Origin of the sequence: Lysobacter sp. Hz25, assembly GCF_046097045.1 — a bacterium.
In the GTDB taxonomy this organism is placed as follows: Bacteria; Pseudomonadota; Gammaproteobacteria; order Xanthomonadales; family Xanthomonadaceae; genus Lysobacter; species Lysobacter antibioticus_B.
Map to the genome: position 1 here is coordinate 1,267,538 of NZ_CP175666.1, position 17,108 is coordinate 1,284,645.

Annotated in this window: 15 protein-coding genes; 4 read left to right on the plus strand and 11 right to left on the minus strand. The window is 67.6% G+C overall.

All coding sequences use genetic code 11. The annotated features are described in order from the left end of the window. Nucleotides 1–85 precede the first annotated feature (85 nt). The 6 genes from ACKN61_RS05280 to ACKN61_RS05305 all read right to left on the minus strand — a co-directional run bounded on the left by ACKN61_RS05280 (nt 86) and on the right by ACKN61_RS05305 (nt 6,111). Nucleotides 86–1,273 carry a family 16 glycosylhydrolase gene (locus ACKN61_RS05280; RefSeq protein ID WP_408952618.1) on the minus strand — a complete coding sequence of 396 codons (1,188 nt, stop codon included), beginning with the start codon at nt 1,271–1,273 and terminating at the stop codon, nt 86–88. Between the two features lie 168 nt (nt 1,274–1,441). Beyond that, nucleotides 1,442–2,128, minus strand: coding sequence for an ABC-type transport auxiliary lipoprotein family protein (locus ACKN61_RS05285; RefSeq protein ID WP_408952619.1), 687 nt, complete (start codon nt 2,126–2,128; stop codon nt 1,442–1,444). 77 nt (nt 2,129–2,205) lie between these two features. Beyond that, nucleotides 2,206–3,135 carry an MlaD family protein gene (locus ACKN61_RS05290; protein ID WP_031371531.1) on the minus strand — a complete coding sequence of 310 codons (930 nt, stop codon included), beginning with the start codon at nt 3,133–3,135 and terminating at the stop codon, nt 2,206–2,208. A gap of 46 nt (nt 3,136–3,181) precedes the next feature. Then, entirely contained in the window at nt 3,182–4,066 is an 885-nt protein-coding gene (locus ACKN61_RS05295) for a lysostaphin resistance A-like protein (RefSeq protein ID WP_408952620.1), read from the minus strand. Next, complete coding sequence (locus ACKN61_RS05300) at nt 4,063–4,908, minus strand: ABC transporter ATP-binding protein (RefSeq protein WP_408952621.1); 846 nt, start codon at nt 4,906–4,908, stop codon at nt 4,063–4,065. The genes ACKN61_RS05295 and ACKN61_RS05300 overlap by 4 nt, the downstream gene beginning before the upstream one ends. 81 nt (nt 4,909–4,989) lie before the next feature. Next, nucleotides 4,990–6,111, minus strand: coding sequence for an ABC transporter permease (locus tag ACKN61_RS05305; RefSeq protein ID WP_408952622.1), 1,122 nt, complete (start codon nt 6,109–6,111; stop codon nt 4,990–4,992). Between the two features lie 133 nt (nt 6,112–6,244). Here ACKN61_RS05305 and ACKN61_RS05310 point away from each other — a divergent pair, with 133 nt between their 5' ends. After that, the gene (locus ACKN61_RS05310; protein ID WP_408952623.1) at nt 6,245–7,495 is read left to right on the plus strand and encodes a threonine/serine exporter ThrE family protein; all 1,251 of its coding nucleotides are present in this window, start codon (nt 6,245–6,247) and stop codon (nt 7,493–7,495) included. A 206-nt stretch (nt 7,496–7,701) separates the two neighbouring features. Here the strand turns inward: ACKN61_RS05310 and ACKN61_RS05315 are convergent, their stop codons facing one another. From ACKN61_RS05315 to ACKN61_RS05325, 3 genes are all read right to left on the minus strand, one after another. Further along, entirely contained in the window at nt 7,702–8,085 is a 384-nt protein-coding gene (locus ACKN61_RS05315) for an H-NS family nucleoid-associated regulatory protein (RefSeq protein ID WP_408952624.1), read from the minus strand. A gap of 445 nt (nt 8,086–8,530) precedes the next feature. Continuing rightward, complete coding sequence (locus tag ACKN61_RS05320; RefSeq protein ID WP_408952625.1) at nt 8,531–10,243, minus strand: proline--tRNA ligase; 1,713 nt, start codon at nt 10,241–10,243, stop codon at nt 8,531–8,533. A gap of 159 nt (nt 10,244–10,402) precedes the next feature. Next, the gene (locus ACKN61_RS05325; RefSeq protein WP_408952626.1) at nt 10,403–10,885 is read right to left on the minus strand and encodes a DUF4124 domain-containing protein; all 483 of its coding nucleotides are present in this window, start codon (nt 10,883–10,885) and stop codon (nt 10,403–10,405) included. 112 nt (nt 10,886–10,997) lie between these two features. Here ACKN61_RS05325 and pssA point away from each other — a divergent pair, with 112 nt between their 5' ends. Genes pssA through rimI form a run of 3 tightly spaced genes read left to right on the plus strand, consistent with a single transcriptional unit; the run spans nt 10,998 to nt 12,636 of the window. Further along, a complete protein-coding gene (gene pssA, locus ACKN61_RS05330; protein ID WP_408952627.1) occupies nt 10,998–11,774 on the plus strand; it encodes a CDP-diacylglycerol--serine O-phosphatidyltransferase in 777 nt (258 codons plus the stop codon). Further along, nucleotides 11,771–12,148, plus strand: coding sequence for a hypothetical protein (locus ACKN61_RS05335; protein ID WP_408952628.1), 378 nt, complete (start codon nt 11,771–11,773; stop codon nt 12,146–12,148). Before pssA ends, ACKN61_RS05335 begins: the two co-directional genes overlap by 4 nt. Before the next feature lie 53 nt (nt 12,149–12,201). Beyond that, the gene (gene rimI, locus ACKN61_RS05340; protein ID WP_408953762.1) at nt 12,202–12,636 is read left to right on the plus strand and encodes a ribosomal protein S18-alanine N-acetyltransferase; all 435 of its coding nucleotides are present in this window, start codon (nt 12,202–12,204) and stop codon (nt 12,634–12,636) included. A 28-nt stretch (nt 12,637–12,664) separates the two neighbouring features. On the opposite strand, the gene ACKN61_RS05345 is transcribed toward rimI, so the two are convergent. After that, on the minus strand, nt 12,665–13,546 hold the full coding sequence (locus tag ACKN61_RS05345) for a DUF2785 domain-containing protein (RefSeq protein WP_408952629.1): 882 nt from the start codon (nt 13,544–13,546) through the stop codon (nt 12,665–12,667). A gap of 415 nt (nt 13,547–13,961) precedes the next feature. Next, nucleotides 13,962–17,012 carry a valine--tRNA ligase gene (locus tag ACKN61_RS05350; RefSeq protein WP_408952630.1) on the minus strand — a complete coding sequence of 1,017 codons (3,051 nt, stop codon included), beginning with the start codon at nt 17,010–17,012 and terminating at the stop codon, nt 13,962–13,964. Between the last annotated feature and the right edge of the window lie 96 nt (nt 17,013–17,108).

Consider the following 17,108-nt stretch of genomic DNA (forward strand, 5'->3'; position numbering starts at 1 on the left):
GAGGATGCGGTCGCGGCTTGCGCCGCGCCTGCCCAAGAGGTTGGATCAGCCGAAGCCCTTCCGGCCTTGCGGCCGAACGACTCCGCTACGGCCGCTGCCAGGCGCGGACGTAATCGACCCAGGTGATCGCCGATTGCGTCGTCACCGCAGGAGGCTTGCCTGCGTAGACGAAATGGTCGATCAGGATCGAGGTTTCGATCTGGCTGACGTTGGCGGTGGTGCGCACCAGTTGGCCGTCGATGTAGAAGCGCGTCGCATCGGGGGCGATGTCGGCGCCGTAGACGTGGTAGCCGGCGCTCGGGTCGAAGCTGGTGGTGTGGATGTAGCTGTCCAGTTGCTCGGCGCCGTTCTTGATCACGTACTGGTTCAAGTACAGCCGGCTCTTGTTGTCGGAGTAGTACTCGAACACGTCGGTCTCGTTCCACTGCTGCGCGCCCGGTGCCTGGAAGGTCCAGAACGCGGGCCAGAAGCCGGCCGCGCCCGGAAGCTTCATGCGCGCTTCGATGAAGCCGTAACGGAAGTTGTAGCGTTTGTGCGAGGACAGCAGGCACGAGGTCCAGTCGTAGGTGCGGCCCGAAGGCGAGCGCACGCTCTCGCGCTTGGCGAACATCGACAGCACGCCGTTGCTCACCGAGCAGTTCTTGCCCTGATTCCATTCCAGTTGCTGATTGCCGGGGTTGCCGTGGCCGTGGTCGGCTTCGGCGGAAGAGTCGTCGGCCCACTTGGTCCAGTCGACCGCGTTGCCGTCGAACTCGTCGCCGAAGCGATACACCCAGTTCGTGCCGGCGCCGAGCGGACGCGTCGCGGTGGGGTCGGTGACCGGCGTCGTGGTTACGGTGAAACTGCGCTGCGGCGCCAGATCGGTCCAGCGCCCGTTGGCGTAGTAGGAAACCCAGTAACGATATTGGCCGGCCGGGAAGCGGCCGCTGCCGGTGAGTTCGCGCACGCTCGTGCCGACCGTATAGCCGCTCTGGTGGCCGAGGTCGTAGTTGCGGTCGGCGCCATCGCGCACCGCGAACACGATCTGTTCGTAAGTGACCGGCGCGGGATTCGCCAGCTGCGCACCGAACAAGACGTTGGTAGTGGCATCGGGCGTCTGCACGTCGCGACCGAGCGCGCGCAGCGGCGTCGCGCCGATGGTTTCGTAATCGATCGTGCCGGGCGGGGTTGCCTGCGCCAGGCCGATCCAGGCGATCAGTTCCAGGGCCAGGGCGAGCGCGAGCAGGCTGCGTCGTGCGCTGGCGCGCCGGCGCTGCGAGAACGGTGCGGTCATGCCATTTCCCCGATGCGCGCCACGACGGCGACAGGCGCAGTCTAGGCAGCGGGTGCGCGGCGGCTTGTGTCGGCGGTCACCGGGTACATTCTTGCGCAAAGCCTTCACGCGTTTTTCGCGCGGCGGTCGCGGCGCGGCCGCCGGGGCCCGTTGGAGCCGCGGCCTGGGTCAGCGCTTGTGGGTCTTGTCGTGCGCGTTGCCCGAAGTCAGCGTCCAGCCGGCGATCTCGCCGGTGACGGTTTCCAGCGAGCGCTCGAAGGCCTCGACCACGTCGGGCACCGCGGTGGTCGCGGCGGGTTGCGCCTGCAGGAAAGTGTGCGAGGCGACCACCTTCTGGTCGGAGTTGTGCATCAGCTTGGCATTGATCTCGATGATCGCCGACGGCACCGCCGCGCCCTGGCCGTAGTCCGACTCGAAGCGGCGCATGTCGAGCACCAGCTTGTAGTCGCCGCCGATGCCGCTGCCCTGGCGCGCGACCGCGGCGATCTTGCCGGAGTCCTCGAGCGTACGCAGCAGGGCGTCCTCGATCATGCTGCTCGGCAGCTTGGCCCAGGCCGCGCCCTTGTAGACCTCGATCTCGTTGCCGGTCGGGCGCACGGCGATGCGCAGGCTGTCGATCATGCGCGCGGCGTTGGGCGCGCTCAACGACAGCTGCCAGTTCGCGTTCGGCCACGACGGATCGGCCTGCACGCGCGGATCGGGCGCGTACTGGGTGGTCGGCTTCTTCGGCTTCTCGCCGAGGATCGACGAGCAACCGGTCAAGGCCAATACGGCCGCACCGGCGAAGAGCCAACCGAAGCGACGTACGAAAGCGGAGCTGCCGGAGGATGCATCGAATCGGGGAGTCTGAGTCATGATCGTCTTCGCAACATGGTTCGAACGTTCGCCGGCTTGGTCTGCCGACCGCTGTATCGATGGGCTCGCCATACGCCTCATTCGGGCTCGAATTCCTTGGTCGCATCGCGGCCCAGCAGGTAGCGGGTCGGGTTGTTGTCGAGGCGGTCGCTGATCCGACGCAGGTCGCGCACCAGCGAGCGCAGTTCGCTGAGGGTCGGGCCGAGCTGGGCCAGGCCGTCGTTGGCGAAGCTGCTGATCGCGGCGCGGTTGTCGGTGAGGATGCCGTTGGCGCCGGTCGCGGCCGAATCGAGCTTGGTCAGGGTGCTGTCGAGCTTGGCGATCAGGCCCGGCAGCTTGTCGACCAGCTCGCGGTCGACGCTTTCGACCGCGCGGTTGGTGGTGTTGAGGGTCACGGCGAGTTGCTCGCTGGACTTGCGCGCGTTGGTGATCAGCGCACGCAGGTCTTCGCGCTGGCCTGCGATGGAACCGGTCAAGGATTCGATGTTGGCCAGCGTGTTCGACACGTGCTTGACGTTCTCGTCGCTGAGCACCTGGTCCATGCGCGCGACCAGGCGGTTGGCGGTGTCGGCGATGTTCTGCAGCGCCGAGGCCTCGGTCTGGATCACCGGGATGTCGCTGCTGCGCTCGGCGTCGGCCAGCGCCGGGCTGTTCGGGCTGCCGCCGGTGAGCTGGATGATCGGGCTGCCGGTGATGCCGGTCATCGACAGCTTGGCGCGGGTGTCGGTCTTGATCGGCGCGTCGGCCTGCAGGCGCAGCTTGGCGATGACCCGGCGCGGGTCGTCCGGCGCCAGGCTCAGCTGTTGCACGGTACCGACCGAGATGCCGTTGTACTGCACGGTGCTGCCTTCCGACAGGCCGGTGACCGGCTCGTTGAAGATCACCGCGTATTCGCGCCAGCTCTTCTCCGAGGAGTACTTGGCCGCCCACAGGGCGAACAACAGCAGGAACAGCGTCACGACGATCGTGAACGCACCGATGAGGACGTAATTGGCCTTGGTTTCCATCAGGCACCTTTGAACGACGGGGCGTTGCCGTGTTTCATGGCCGGCATCATGCCAGCATGGGATAGGTAAACGCGGTGAAATGAATGAGGTTGAGGCCGAAGTGGGCGAGTACGGCGCCGAACAGGCCGCCCTTGCGATAGGCCCAGCCGTAGGCCAGGCCGGCCAGGCTCGCCAGCAGCACCCAACGCCAGCCGCCGCCGGCGTGGACCAGGCCGAAGGCCAGCGCCGACAGCATCGTGGCGTAGGTCGCGCCGTGCCGCACCTCGCGCCAGCGCCGCTGCAAGGCCTCCTGCAGATAGCCGCGGAACATGGCTTCTTCGGCCAGCGCGACCAATAGCAGGTTGTTGAGCGCCCACACGGCGCCGAAGGCCGGCCACTTCGGTGCCCAGGCGACCGCGCCCAGGGCCAGCGCCAGGCCGAGGCACAGCAGGCCGGCCAGCGCCGCGCCGATCAGGCCCGCCGACAGCGAGGCCGCGAACGGTTGCTCGCCTTCGCCGAAGCGTTTCAGCAACGGCCAACACAGCAGCAACCAGAATCCGGCCAGCGGCTTGTCGAAATTGAAGTACAGCGACATCGGCGCCGCGTCGGGCGTCAGGCGCAGATCGGTCAGCAGCTGCGGGTTGTGGAAGCCCGGCATCAGGTGCAGGCCCAGGGCGAAGGCGACCAGCACGAACAGCGCGTGCCCGGTAATGCGCCAGGCTTTGCTGCGGGCCGGCCGCACCAGCCAGGCGGCGAGGCCGAGCAGGGCGAAGGACAGCAAGGCGATGGGATCGAGCAACCCGCGCAGCAGCGCGCCGGCCACGACCGCGCCGAGCAGGAACAGGCTCGCCGCGCGCGCCTTCGGCCACCACAGCAAGGCCGCGGCCGCGCACAGCAGTCCCCACAGCGACACGCTCCACAGCGCGTCGGCCGGCAGCCCCCAGGCGGTCATGGCGGCGGCGCATCCGCGAGGTTCTGGTCGCGCGCGACTTGCGCGGCGCGCGCGCGCGGGCCGTGGAAATATTCCTGCACCCAGGGGTGGTCCAGCTTTTCGACTTCGGCGATCGGCGCGCAGGCGATGACTTTCTTGTCGGCGAGCACGGCGATGCGGTCGCAGATCGCGTACAGGGTGTCGAGGTCGTGGGTGATCAGGAACACGGTCAGGCCGAGCGCCTGTTGCAGGGTGCGGATCAGGCGGTCGAACGCCGCCGCGCCGATCGGGTCGAGGCCGGCGGTGGGCTCGTCGAGAAACAGCAACGGCGGATCCAGCGCCAGCGCGCGCGCCAGGCCGGCGCGCTTGCGCATGCCGCCCGACAGCTGCGAGGGCAGCTTGTTGATCGCATCGGCCGGCAGGCCGGCCAGCTTGACCTTGAGCAGCGAGAGTTCGTAGCGCAGCGAATCGGGCAGGTCGCTGTGGTACTCCTTCAGCGGCACCTGCACGTTTTCGCCGACGGTCAGCGACGAGAACAGGGCGCCGTCCTGAAACAGCACGCCGGTGTTGCGCTCGATCTCGCGGCGCAGGCGCGGGTCGGGATTGCGCGCATCGATGCCCAGCACTTCGATCTCGCCGGCATCGGGCTTACGCAGGCCCAGGATCGACCGCATCATCACCGACTTGCCGGTGCCCGAGCCGCCGACCACGCCGATGATCTCGCCGCGCCGCACGTCCAGGTCCAGGTCATCGTGGACGACCTGTTCGCCGAAGCGATTGACCAGGCCGCGGATGCGGATGATGACGTCGTCGCCTTCGGCGCCGACGTCGGGATTTGGGATTCGGGATTCGGGATTAGTCAAAGCATGGCTCCTGCGGCGAACGCGGCCGCGCACGGCTTTGGCTTTTCACCAATCCCGAATCTCGAATCGCCAATCCCGGCTTCACCAGCCCATCTCCATGAACCAGATCGCGAAGAAGGCGTCGAGCACGATCACCAGCGAGATCGCCTGGACCACGCTCGAGGTCGTGCGTTCGCCGACCGACTGCGCGGTGCCCTCGACCTGCAGGCCTTCCAGGCAACCGATCAGGCTGATCAGCAGGGCGAAAATCGGCGCCTTCGACAAGCCCACGAGGAAATGCCGCAGTTGCATGGTGTCGTGCATGCGCGCCAGGTATTGCTGCGGCGGAATGTCCAGGCCGTAGGCGCCGACGGTGAGGCCGCCGAGCAGGCCGGCGACCATGGCGATGAAGGTCAGCAGCGGCAGCATCACCAGCAGGGCGAGCACGCGCGGGATCACCAGCAGGTCGATCGGGTCCATGCCGAGGGTGCGGATGGCATCGACTTCTTCGCGGCTGACCATCGCGCCGATCTGGGCGGTGAAGGCGCTGGCGGTGCGGCCGGCCAGCACGATCGCGGTCAGCAGCACGCCGAACTCGCGCAGGAAGGCGATGCTGACCAGCTCGACCACGAAGATGGTCGCGCCGAAGTCCTTGAGGATGGTCGAGCCGAGGAAGGCCACGACCGCGCCGACCAGGTAGCACAGCAGTGCGATCAACGGCACCGCGTCCAGGCCGACCTGCTCCATGTGGTGGACCGTGGCGGTCGGGCGAAAGCGCCCCGGTTCCTTGAACAGGCGCAGCATCTTGACCAGGGTTTCGCCGAAGAAGGCGACCAGGGCCAGGACTTCCTTCCAGTTATCGGTGACCGCGAAGCCCAGGCGCGCGAGCGCGGCCTGGAAGCCGTACTCGCGCTTCTTCTTCGGGCGCTCGTCGGCGACGTCCTCGATCGCGCTGACCAGGGCGCGGTGACTGTCGTGGAAGGTGAAGGCGGTATCGAAATCGAGCTCGTGCCGGCGCGCATAGCGCATCAGCTGCAGCACGCCGACCGAGTCGAGCCGTTCGACGCCGCTGGCGTCGATCTGCGTGGCGCCTTCCGGGGCGCTCTTGAGGGCTTCGGAAATCTGGATCGCGTGCTCGAGCGTCCAGCAACCGGAAAGGCGTAGCCGCGAGGGCGCTTGGCCATCGGCGGTGATTTCCGGCGCGTGCGTGGTCGATGCGGTCATAGAGCCTCGGGCGGAGAATACAGGCTAGGGACGGCAAGGTGAGTGTCGCGTGCAACGCCGGCTGACCGAGGCCCGAGCCCGGTCGCGCGGCCCGTCTGCCCAGCGGCGCGCGCTCATGCGATGCTTCGCCGTTATGTCGACCCCGCATCCGCTCAGCGCCACCAGCTATGCCGCCCGCATCGCCTTCGTCGTCGAGCTGGCCGAGCGGCTGCACAGTTACGGCACCACCGCCCAGCGCCTGGAAGGGGCGGTGACGGCGGTCGCGCAGAAGCTGCGCCTGGAATGTGAGCCGTGGTCCAACCCGACCGGCCTGATCCTGACCTTCAGCGATCCCAACCGGCCGCTCGGCGACAGCGATACCACGCGGGTGATCCGCCTGCCGCCCGGCGAGAACGATCTGTACCGGCTCAGCGAAACCGACCGCATCGCTGAAGAGGTCATGGCCGGCCGTCTCGACCTCGCCGCCGGCCATGCCGCGCTCGAACAATTGGACCGGCCGCGCAGCAGGCGCTGGCGCGCCATGCAGGTGGTCGCGTATGGCTTGGCCGCCGGCGCGGTCGCGAGCCTGTTGCGGCTGCCGTGGCTGGATATCGGCGTGGCTGCGGTCAACGGCCTGATGATCGGCCTGCTGGTCGACATTTCCGGCTCGCGTCCGCGCTTCAAGGAAGCGCTGGAAGCGATCGCGGCGATGTTCGCGGCCAGCATGACCGTGCTGGTCGCCAGTTTCATCGCGCCCTTGAACCAGAACACGGTGATCATCGCCTCGCTGATCGTGTTGCTGCCCGGGTTGGCCCTGACCAATGCGGTCAACGAGTTGACCAGCCAGCATCTGGTCTCGGGCACGGCGCGCTTCGCCGGCGCCCTGACCACGGTGGTGAAACTCGCGGTCGGCACGGTGATCGCGCTGTACCTGACCGATCTGATCGGCCTGCAGCCGCAGATCCGCGCCTCGCGTCCGCAGGAGGCCTGGGTCGAATGGTGCGGGATAGCGGTAGCCGCCTACGCGTTCGCGGTGCTGTTCCGCGCCCATCGCAGCGATTATCCCAAGGTCATGGCGGCCGCCGCCGGCGGTTATCTGATTTCGCGTTTCGTCGGCCTGGCCTGGGGCAGCCCGGCCGGGATATTCCTCGCCGCGCTGACCCTGACCGCGGTCGGCAATGCCTACGCCCGCTGGGGTAATCGGCCCGGGGCGATCATCCGCGTACCCGGCATCATCATGCTGGTCCCCGGCAGCGTCAGCCTGCGCGGCTTGCTGTCGATGATCCAGCAACAGGACGTCCACGTCGGCCAGGACGCCGTACTGGCCGTGCTCAATATCCTGCTGGCGCTGATCGCCGGCCTGATATTCGGCAATCTGCTGCTGCCGGCGCGGCGGAATCTCTAAGCCCGGCCGGGGAACGCCAATCCGCGCAGGCCGTAGTGCCCCGTTCGGGGGCCGCGGCGCGAGCCCGGCCGGCTCGGCGATTCGCTTGCGGCGATCGGTTTTCCGAGGCGGCGAGCCAGATCTCCGCCGATCCTACGCCCGCCCCAGGATTTTCCCGCCCACAAAAAAGCCGGCGCAGGGCCGGCCTCTTCGCTGCGTATCGCCGATTACTTGATCAGGAAATCGTCGATCTTGCGACCCGCGGCGATGTACGCGGCCAGCCAGCGCGGCTGCTTGCCGCGGCCGGTCCAGGTTTCCGCGGTATTGCCGGGGTTGCGGTATTTCGGCGCGACCTTGCCGAGCGGCTTGCGGGCCTTGCGGTCCGCGGCGGCGGGCTTGGCGGCTTTCGTGGCCTTGGTGGCGCGGCTGGCGGGAGCGGCGCTGCCGAACAATTCTTCGAGGGTGTATCCCTCGGTCTTGAGCACCTGCGCGACCTTCTTGCGCACCGCAGCAATGGGCTTGCGCTTATTGAGGGTGGTCTTGCGCTTCTTGGCCTGGCTGATCAGTGACTCGAGTTCTTTCGCGGACAACGTGGAGAGATCGATCGACATGGAGCCTCCGGGGAGTGGGTTCGGATTTTGGCCAGTCCCTGGCGCGCGGCGGAATAGTAAAGGCACATTCACTCCGCGTAAATGTGCCGAAGGTCCGTGCAGATATTCGCGTTCTTATAGGGGGCGAATCCATCGGGTTCGCCGTCGACGCGTGGATTAATGTAATCGGGTATTGGCCGCTGCGCTAACTGCACCAAGGTACTAGGCGGGACAGGCCTCGCCGCGGCCCCGTCCTGTCGTGCCGTCGGGTGCGGGGCGCGGTTTGCCATGTAATTGCCATAAACCGCGCGCACCGTACGGGCGGGCCGTATTCGGGTCGCTGCGGATAATCGATCGGGGCCGGTCGCGCCGGCGGCGGACGAGCCCGACTTACCTCCTGCGACTTACCTCGCCCGACTTATGTTCCTTGGGGCGGGGAGGTAAGCGGGAAAGTAATCGCCCGGGCTTATCCGCCGATCCGCGCCAACACCGCGGCGCGGTCGAGATTCTCGGCTTCGCTGGCGCGGCGGTGGCGGTATTCGAAACTGCCCGCGGCCAGGCCGCGTTCGGACACCACCACGCGGTGCGGGATGCCGATCAATTCCATGTCGGCGAACATCGCGCCGGGACGCAGGCCGCGATCGTCGAGCGCGGCGTCGACGCCGGCCGCCAGCAGTTCCCGATACAGGGCCTGCGCCGCTTCGGTCACCGCGGCGTCGTTCTTGGGATTGATCATGCACACCACCGCCTGCCAGGGCGCCATCGCCTCGGGCCAGGCGATCCCGGCGTCGTCGTGGTTCTGCTCGATCGCCGCGGCGACGATGCGCGACACGCCGATGCCGTAGCAGCCCATCGCCGGCGTGGCGGCCTTGCCGGTTTCGTCGAGCACGGTCAGCTTCATCGCTTCGGCGTACTTGCGGCCGAGCTGGAACACGTGGCCGACCTCGATGCCGCGGGCGATGCCGAGCGTGCCCTGGCCATCGGGCGAGGGATCGCCGGCGACGGCGTTGCGGATGTCGGCGACCTCGTCGGGCTCGGCCAGGTCGCGGCCCCAGTTGACGCCGGCCAGGTGGTAGCCGTTTTCGTTGGCGCCGACCACGAAATCGTGCATCGCCGCGACGCTGCGGTCGGCGATCACGCGGATGGTCTTTACCGGCTTGAGCGGGCCCAGGAAGCCCGGCTGCGCGCCGAGGTGTTCGAGGATCTCGGCTTCGGTGGCGAGGCGGTACTCGGCCAGGCCGGCGAGCTTGGACAGCTTGATCTCGTTGACCACGTGGTCGCCGCGCACCAGCGCCAGCACGAACTGCGGCTTACCTTCGCCATCGGCGCCGACGATCGCGACCGACTTGACCGTGCGCGCCAGGGCGATGCCCAGCAGCGCGGCGACGTCTTCGCAGGTCTTCTGGGTCGGCGTGTCGAGCTTGCGCAGGTCTTCGGCGGCCGCGGCGCGCGCATGCGGCGCCACCGCTTCGGCGAGTTCGACGTTGGCGGCGTAGTCCGAACCGTCCGAGAACGCGATCGCATCCTCGCCCGAATCGGCCAGCACGTGGAACTCGTGCGAGGCGCTGCCGCCGATCGCGCCGGTGTCGGCGAACACGGCGCGGAACTTCAGGCCCAGGCGGGTGAAGATGCGGCTGTAGGTGTCGTACATGTTGCGGTATTCGCGATCCAGGTCCTGGTCGCTGAGATGGAAGGAGTAGGCGTCCTTCATCAGGAACTCGCGTGCGCGCATCACCCCGAAGCGCGGGCGGATCTCGTCGCGGAACTTGGTCTGGATCTGGAAGAAATTGACCGGCAGCTGCTTGTAGCTGGCCAGTTCGTTACGGGCGAAATCGGTGATGACTTCCTCGTGGGTCGGGCCGTAGCAGTACCAGGCTTCCTTGCGGTCCTGGATCTTCAGCAACTGGCCGCCGAATTTCTCCCAGCGCCCGGTCTCTTCCCACAGCTCCTTCGGCTGCACCGACGGCATCAGCACTTCGATCGCGCCGGCGGCGTTCATCTCCTCGCGCACCGCGCGCTCGACCTTGCGCAGCACGCGCAGGCCCAGCGGCGACCAGGTGTACAGGCCGGCGGCGAGCTTGCGGATCATGCCGGCCTTGAGCATCAGCTTGTGGCTGACGATTTCGGCTTCGGCGGGCGTTTCCTTGCTGGTGTGGAGATGGAATTGCGACAGACGCATCGGCTGGGGTTCGCGTACGTGGAAAGCGAACAGTTTGCCATGCCGAGGCGGTGGCTCCGTCCGCCGGGGTGGGTCGGGCCGGTCCCCGGAGCGGCGGGGGCCGGTCCGGGGCGGGAGAGGCGGCCCGGTCGGGCTGCCGGGAGCATCAGGCCGCCGGGATCAGGCGTCGCCCTGCTTGGCGGTCGACGGGCGCGTCGAGGCAGGTGCCACGGCCGGAGCCGCCGGCTGCATGCAATAGGCCTTGACCGCCGATTCGGCGAGCTGGACCTGGGCCGCGCGTTGCTGCGCGTCGAGGACGTTGTCGGGCTTGCCGTCCTTGTTGGCGTCGACGCCGACCGAGGCCGAGCTCTGCAACTGCTTGAGGTTGCCGCGCGCGGTCGTGCACTGGGCGTTCTCGGCCGGGCTGTCCTCGGTGGCCGACTGGGCCGAGGTGGCGGTGCCGGATTTGTTCTTGATCACGCGGTTCTTGACCCCGCCCTGGTTCGGCGGCGGCGAATCGGAGTAGTGGGTGACGCCGTTGGCGTCCTTCCACTGGTACAGCTCGGTGGCGGCCGCCGGCGCGGCCAGCAGGGCGAACAGGACCGCGCTGGCGGCGAGCGCCGGAAAGGCGCGAAATAGCGAGTGGCGGGACGGGCAGGGCATAGCGAAGCTCCGAGGCAGGCAAACGGAACGGACGGCGTAAAGCCGGTCGAGCGGGGGAAGCGACGATTGCAGCATCCTGCCGAGGCACAGGCAAGCGCTACACTTCCCAGTTATGGAACCCCATCACACGCCCCGCCCGCGCGGACGCGGCATTTACCTGCTGCCCAACCTGTTCACCACCGGCGGCCTGTTCGCCGGCTTCTACGCGATCATCGCCGCCACCCAGGGCCGCTTCGACGAGGCCTGCATGGCGATCTTCATCGCCGCCATCCTCGACGGCGTCGACGGCCGGGTCGCGCGCCTGACCAACACCCAGAGCGAATTCGGGGTCCAGTACGACTCGCTGGCCGACCTGATCAGCTTCGGCCTGGCGCCGGCCCTGGTGATGTATCACTGGGCGTTGGAGTCGACCAAGCTCGACGGCGTCATCCCCGGCAAGATCGGCTGGATCGGCGCCTTCCTGTATGCCGCCTGCGCGGCCCTGCGCCTGGCCCGCTTCAATTCCCAGGTCGGTCAGGTCGACAAGCGCTGGTTCATCGGCCTGGCCAGCCCGGCCGCGGCCGGACTGGTGGCGAGCTTCGTCTGGACCTGTCACAGCTTCGACCTGGTCGGCGAGCAACTGCGCTACGCCGCGCTGGCGCTGACCGTGGTGGCCGGCCTGCTGATGGTCAGCCGCATGCGCTATTTCAGCTTCAAGGGCAGCGGCCCGCGCAACGACCGGGTGCCGTTCCTGGCGATCCTGATCGTGGTGGTGGTGGTGATCGCGATCGCGATCGACCCGCCGCGCGTGCTGCTGGCGATCTTCGCCCCGTACGCGCTGTCCGGCCCGGTCCATGCCGCGTATCGGCGCCTGCGCCGCATGCCGCCGGCCGAGGCCGGCCCGCCATGAGCGCGCTGTGGAGCGCCGAGCAGCGCGAATGGCTGCAGGCGATGGGCCACTCGGTGATGAAGCTGGCTTCGGACAAGGTCGAGGAGGCGCCGGTCGTTGCACGCGAGGCATCTGTGCCGGCGGCGCAGGCTGCTTCGAGGGAAGCGGTCGCGACGGCGCAGCGCGCCGAGCCGGCGCGCCCGGTCGCTCCCGTGCGAGCGACGGGCGCCGACAGCGCCTTGCTGCGTGCGGTGTTGCGCGCCGCCCGCCGCGGCGCCGACGATCCGGCGGTGCTGGCATTGTTCGATGCGCAGGCGCTGCGCGGCGATGCCGCCGCCAAGCGCGCGCTGTGGCCGCAGTTGCGCGCCCTGCGGCGCGGGGGCGCGGCGAGGTGAGCGCACAGGCGTCCGAGTTCGATCCGGGCACGGCGCCGGCCGCGCTGCGGCCGATGCGCGAGGACGACCTCGACGTCGTCCATGCCATCGAGATCCGCGCCTACGAGTTCCCCTGGACCCCGGGCATCTTCCGCGACTGCCTGCGCGCCGACTATCCGGCCTGGGTGCTGTCCGAGGGCGAACGCATCATCGGTTACTTCCTGATGAGCGTGGCCGCCGGCGAAGCGCACGTGCTCAACGTCTGCGTGGCGCCGGAAGCGCACGGCCACGGCTATGGCCGCAAGCTGCTGCGCGCGTTGGTCCATATCGCCCGCGGCCGCGGCGCCGAGCGCGTGTTCCTGGAAGTGCGGCCGTCCAATACCGGCGCGATCGCGCTGTACCACAACGAAGGCTTCAACGAGATCGGCCGCCGCCCCCGTTACTACCCGGCGCGCGGCGGGCGCGAGGACGCGCTGGTCATGGCGATCGAGTTGTTCGCCGAGGAATAAGCGGCGACGGCGGTCGCGCCGCGCGCGGTTACTGCACCGGTTTCAAGGCCGCCAGGATCGCCGGCTTCAGTGCCTGGATCGCAGCGTCTTCGCTCTGATCCGCCTGCACATACAGACCGCTCAGAAACGCGGTCAGATCGTGGCGACGCCCGAGCCAGCCGGCGTAGTCGGTGCGGTCGAGCTTGCCGACCTTCGCCGATAAAGCGGCGAACCACGCCTGCCAATCCTCGGCCGACAGCAGGCCGCGTTGGGCCGCGAACAACAGCGGTCGGGCCAGGCGCTCGGGTTCGCCGAACACATAGGCATGACCGTTGCGCGGCACCGCCTGCGATGCGATCGCGGTCAGGATGCGCTGGTACTGCGCGCGTTCCAGGGCGGGATTCAAGCTCAGCTGCATCAGCCAGTCGGCGCCGTGGGCGACGCCGTGCCGCCAGCCTTCGCCTTCGCCATAGCCGCGGTAGTCGCGTACCGATTCGACGTAGGCCGCGGCGCGTTCGACCATCGCCACTCTTTCCTGCGTCGCCATCCACGGCTTGATCCGGTCGGTGCGCGCGAGTTCCGACAGCACCAGGGCCGCGAACGGTTTGCCGAACCCTTGCGGGTCTTCGCCGTCGAGCGATGCATACAGCGAGTCGCGCATCGTCCGCAACGCATTCGCGTCGAAGTCGCCGGTGCGCAGCCACTGGCTCAGGGCTTCGAAGGCGATGCCATCGCGCAGCTCTGGATCGGGGGCGGACAGGCAGCCGATCAGGCCGGTGGCCAGCGCTTGTTTTTCCGCCGCATCGGGCAGGGCGAACTGGTGCGCTTTCAGCGCCTGCAAGGACGCCGCGGTGTGGCCCGCTGGTGGGCAATTCTGGGCGAACGCCGGCGTCGCCAGCAGGCAGACGCTTAGCAGCAGGACGAGTCGCATGGCTTCCGCTTCCCCAGGGCCAGAAGTTCCAGCCTAGGTTGCCGGCTTACGGCGCCGCAAGGGCTGGAGTTGCGGGTTGGTGAGCTGGAAGGCCTTGGGCGGTCGGCCGGAGTTGGCAGGGTAGAGCAAAGCAAATCCCCCCTTGCCCCCTTTTCCAAAGGGGGGATGCACGACCGGGTTTCGGTTTCGGGAGTGGTGAGGCCGGAGATGGGCTGGGTTTCTACGTTGCGGTTCGGTATCCGCCTCGCGCGTCGCCGATTACCACCAAGAATCTCCGAAGCCTTTCCCCCCTTTGGAAAAGGGGGGCAGGGGGGATTTGCTTCTGCCTTTCGCTCAAATCTCCCCGCAAAGAAAAAGCCGTGGCTAGGCCACGGCTTTATCCTCGCAAGCGGCAGCGCAACGCCGCCGGACCCGCTCAGCCCAGCTTGGTGCGCTGCGCGGTCAGGCCTTCCAACTGCACGTTCCAGTCGACCAGGCGCTTGCGCTCCTGCTCGACCACGGCGGCGGGGGCGTTCTGGACGAAGGTCTCGCTGGCGAGCTTGCCCTGGCATTTGCCGATTTCGCCGGCGACGCGCTTGATCTCCTTGTCCAGGCGCGTGCGTTCGGCGCCCAGGTCGACCAGACCTTCGAGCGGAACCAGCAGGGTCAGTTCTCCGACCACGGCCGAGGCCGCGGGCGGCGCATCGTTCGCATCGCCGATGAACTCGATGCCGTCCAGGCGATTGAGGAAGCGCAGCTGCGAGCCGAAACGCGCGGCGCGATCGCGATCTGCGGCATCGCCCTTGGCCAGCAGCAGGCCCACGCTCTTCTGCGGCGAAACGTTGAGCTCGCTGCGCACCCTGCGCAGGGCCGAGACCATGGCCTTCAGCCATTCCACGTCGGCTTCGGCCTGGGCGTAGTCGGCGCCGAGGTCGCTGGCCTGCGGATACGGGCGCAGCATCACCGTGGTCTCGGCGATGCCGAGCTTGGGCGCGACCTGTTGCCACAGCTCTTCGGTGACGAAGGGGATCAGCGGGTGCAGCAGCGACAGCAGTCGTTCCAACACGTACAGCAAGGTGTGGCGGGTGCTGTCGGCGGCGGCCGCGTCGTCGCCCTGCAGCGCCGGCTTGGCCAGTTCGACGAACCAGTCGCAGAACGCGTTCCAGGCGAACTCGTACAAGGTCTGTGCGAGCAGGTCGAAACGGTAAGCGGCGAAATGGGTCTCGGCTTCGGCCGCGGCCTTGGCCAACTGCGCCAGGATCCAGCGTTCGGCGTCGGTCTTCGGCTGCGGCGCGCCCGAGAAGCTCGCGTCTTCGGTGTTCATCAACACGAAGCGGGTCGCGTTCCACAGCTTGTTGCAGAAGTTCTTGTAGCCCTCGGCGCGGCCCAGGTCGAACTTGATGTCGCGGCCGGGGCCGGCCAGCGCCGTCATGGTGAAGCGCAGCGCGTCGGCGCCGAAGGCCGGGATGCCGTCGGGGAATTCCTTGCGCGTGGCCTTTTCGATCTTCGGCGCGTCCTGCGGCTTCATCAGGCCGGTGGTGCGCTTGGCGACCAAGGCCTCGGCGGTGATGCCGTCGATGAGGTCCAGTGGGTCGAGAATGTTGCCCTTCGACTTCGACATCTTCTGGCCATCCTTGTCGCGGACCAGGCCGGTGATGTAGACGTCGCGGAACGGCACGCGGCCGACCAGCTCGTCGGTCATCATGATCATGCGCGCGACCCAGAAGAAGATGATGTCGAACCCGGTCACCAGCACGCTGGTCGGCAGCGCGATGTCGAAGCCGAGTTCGCCCATCTTGTCTTCGTTCGGCCAGCCTTGCGTGCTGAAGGGGAACATGGCCGAGGAGAACCAGGTTTCCAGCACATCCGGGTCTTGAGTCAACTCGATCCGATCCTTGATCTGCTCGTAGTTGTCGCGACCGAGCGAGCCGAGCAGCTTCGCGTGAGCGGCGACCTCGGCGTCCGCTTCCGTCCGGGCGACTATGTCCCCGATCAGCGGCGTGAAATCCGATTCGCCCGAGCGAACGGTCCAGGCGGGGATGCGGTGGCCCCACCAGAGCTGACGCGAAATCGTCCAGTCCTGGATGTTCTCCAACCAATGGCGGTAGGTGTTGATCCAGTTCGCCGGGACGAACTTCACCTCGCCCGACTCGACGAGCTCGAGTCCGCGTTGCGCCAGGGTGTCCATCTTCACGAACCACTGGTCGGTCAGATACGGCTCGATCACCTGCCCGCTGCGGTCGCCGCGCGGCACCTGCAGGCGATGGGGTTCGATCTGGATCAGCAGTTCGGCGACATCCAGGTCCGCGACGATCATCTTGCGCGCTTCGAAGCGATCGAGGCCTCGATACGCCGCCGGGATGTACTTCTCGACGATCGCGGCGATGCCCTGATCGGCGAACAGCGAAAAGTCGTCCGCGTATTGATTCTGCTGAAGCGTGCAGGCGTCGCGATCGATCTTGGCGAAGTCCGGGTCGGCGGAAGACAGCACGTGCTTGAGCGCGGTCGGGCCGGACAGCGTCCAGACCGATGCGTCGGGCGCGAAGATGTTGATCGACAGCAGCGAATGGCGTTGGCCCACCGCGTAGTCGTTGAAGTCGTGGGCGGGCGTGACTTTGACCACGCCGGTGCCGAACTCGCGGTCGACGTAGCTGTCGGTGATTACGGGAATGCGGCGGCCGGTCAGCGGCAGATCGACGAACTTGCCGTGGATGGCGGCGTAGCGTTCGTCCTCGGGGTGCACCATCACCGCGGTATCGCCCAGCATCGTCTCCGGGCGGGTGGTGGCGACCACGACGTAGTCGCGGATTTCGCGCAGGGTTTCGTTGCCGTCGGCGTCGCGCTCGACGTATTCGTAGCTCGCGCCGTCGGCCAACGGATAGCGGATCGACCACATGTGGCCGTTCTCTTCCTCGTTGGCCACCTCCAGGTCGGAGATCGCGGTCTTCAGCACCGGGTCCCAGTTGACCAGGCGCTGGCCGCGGTAAATCAGCCCCTTCTCATGCAGGCGCACGAACGCTTCGGTGATCGCGTCCGAGGCCATCGGGTCCATGGTGAACACGCTGCGCGACCAGTCGCCGCTGGCGCCGAGGCGGCGCATCTGGCGCTCGATGGTGCCGCCGGACTGCTGCTTCCAGTCCCAGACCTTCTCGATGAATTTGTCGCGGCCCAGCGAGTCGCGGGTCTCGCCCTTGCCTTCGATGGCGAGGTTGCGGCCGACCACCATTTCCGTGGCGATGCCGGCATGGTCGGTGCCCATCTGCCACAAGGTGCGATAGCCGCGCATGCGGTGATAGCGGATCAGCGCATCCTGCAGGGTGTGCTGGAACGCATGGCCCATGTGCAGGGTGCCGGTGACGTTGGGCGGCGGCAGCAGGATCGTATAGGGCTGGCCCTCGCCGCGCGGCTTGAATACGCCGCTGCTCTCCCACTGCTCGTAGAGGCGGGCTTCGAACTGCTTGGGGTCGTAGCTGGAGGCGAGGGACATAAGAACCGGGATTCGTTATTCGGGATTTGGGATTGGTTGAAGCAACAGCCGAAGAGCAAAAACTTACAGATCACAGGGCCGGTCGGAACTGGGCGG

Excerpts from the sequence above, each read along its gene's own strand:
- ACKN61_RS05280 (WP_408952618.1), bottom strand. The coding sequence starts at position 1,273 with ATGACCGCACCGTTCTCGCAGCGCCGGCGCGCCAGCGCACGACGCAGC.
- ACKN61_RS05285 (WP_408952619.1), bottom strand. The coding sequence starts at position 2,128 with ATGACTCAGACTCCCCGATTCGATGCATCCTCCGGCAGCTCCGCTTTC.
- ACKN61_RS05290 (WP_031371531.1), bottom strand. The coding sequence starts at position 3,135 with ATGGAAACCAAGGCCAATTACGTCCTCATCGGTGCGTTCACGATCGTC.
- ACKN61_RS05295 (WP_408952620.1), bottom strand. The coding sequence starts at position 4,066 with ATGACCGCCTGGGGGCTGCCGGCCGACGCGCTGTGGAGCGTGTCGCTG.
- ACKN61_RS05305 (WP_408952622.1), bottom strand. The coding sequence starts at position 6,111 with ATGACCGCATCGACCACGCACGCGCCGGAAATCACCGCCGATGGCCAA.
- ACKN61_RS05310 (WP_408952623.1), top strand. The coding sequence starts at position 6,245 with ATGTCGACCCCGCATCCGCTCAGCGCCACCAGCTATGCCGCCCGCATC.
- ACKN61_RS05315 (WP_408952624.1), bottom strand. The coding sequence starts at position 8,085 with ATGTCGATCGATCTCTCCACGTTGTCCGCGAAAGAACTCGAGTCACTG.
- ACKN61_RS05320 (WP_408952625.1), bottom strand. The coding sequence starts at position 10,243 with ATGCGTCTGTCGCAATTCCATCTCCACACCAGCAAGGAAACGCCCGCC.
- ACKN61_RS05325 (WP_408952626.1), bottom strand. The coding sequence starts at position 10,885 with ATGCCCTGCCCGTCCCGCCACTCGCTATTTCGCGCCTTTCCGGCGCTC.
- pssA (WP_408952627.1), top strand. The coding sequence starts at position 10,998 with ATGGAACCCCATCACACGCCCCGCCCGCGCGGACGCGGCATTTACCTG.
- ACKN61_RS05335 (WP_408952628.1), top strand. The coding sequence starts at position 11,771 with ATGAGCGCGCTGTGGAGCGCCGAGCAGCGCGAATGGCTGCAGGCGATG.
- rimI (WP_408953762.1), top strand. The coding sequence starts at position 12,202 with ATGCGCGAGGACGACCTCGACGTCGTCCATGCCATCGAGATCCGCGCC.
- ACKN61_RS05345 (WP_408952629.1), bottom strand. The coding sequence starts at position 13,546 with ATGCGACTCGTCCTGCTGCTAAGCGTCTGCCTGCTGGCGACGCCGGCG.
- ACKN61_RS05350 (WP_408952630.1), bottom strand. The coding sequence starts at position 17,012 with ATGTCCCTCGCCTCCAGCTACGACCCCAAGCAGTTCGAAGCCCGCCTC.